Genomic DNA, 548 nt, shown 5'->3' with positions numbered 1-548 from the left:
TCCGCCGCCTCCAGGGCGAGGACCGCCACGTCGTCGCGGCGCGGCCGCCCGGTGACCCGCTCGACCACCGCGTCGATCAGATCCACCACGTGCTCACTCGGGGTGGCCGCGTCGACGCGAAGCTGGGCGAGTGAGGCGTCGATGCCGATCTGACGGTCCTCGATCAGCCCGTCGGTGTAGAGCAGCAGTCGACTGCCGGCCGGCAACTCGGCCTCGACCGACTCGTACGTGGCACCGGGAAGGGCGCCGACCGGTGGACCGAGCGCCCGGTCGTGCAGGAACGCCACGTCGCCTCCGGTAATCAGCAGTGGGGACGGATGACCGGCGCTCGCGTACCGCAGTCGACCGGTGCGGGGGTTGAACATCAGACAGACCACCGTCGCGAAGGATCGGCCCTCGGTGGAGCCGACCAGCCGGTTGAGCCGGGTCAGCGACTCACCCGGATCGAAGCCCTCCAGCACGTACGCCCGCAGCGCGTTACGCAGCTGGCCCATCGCCGCGGCGGCCGGAACGCCCTTACCGACCCCGTCCCCGATGACCAGCACCCG

At 71.4% G+C, this 548-nt stretch carries 1 protein-coding gene; it reads right to left on the bottom strand.

Annotation, left to right across the window (positions count from 1 at the left end):
* Positions 1–548 (bottom strand): PP2C family protein-serine/threonine phosphatase (locus KBX53_RS35345; RefSeq protein WP_210864073.1); only part of this gene is annotated, 548 nt, incomplete at both ends.

Source organism: Micromonospora sp. M51 (assembly GCF_018070305.1).
In the GTDB taxonomy this organism is placed as follows: Bacteria; Actinomycetota; Actinomycetes; order Mycobacteriales; family Micromonosporaceae; genus Micromonospora; species Micromonospora parva.
Note: the sequence above shows the minus strand (reverse complement) of the source record. Positions and strands in the feature narration are given on the sequence as shown.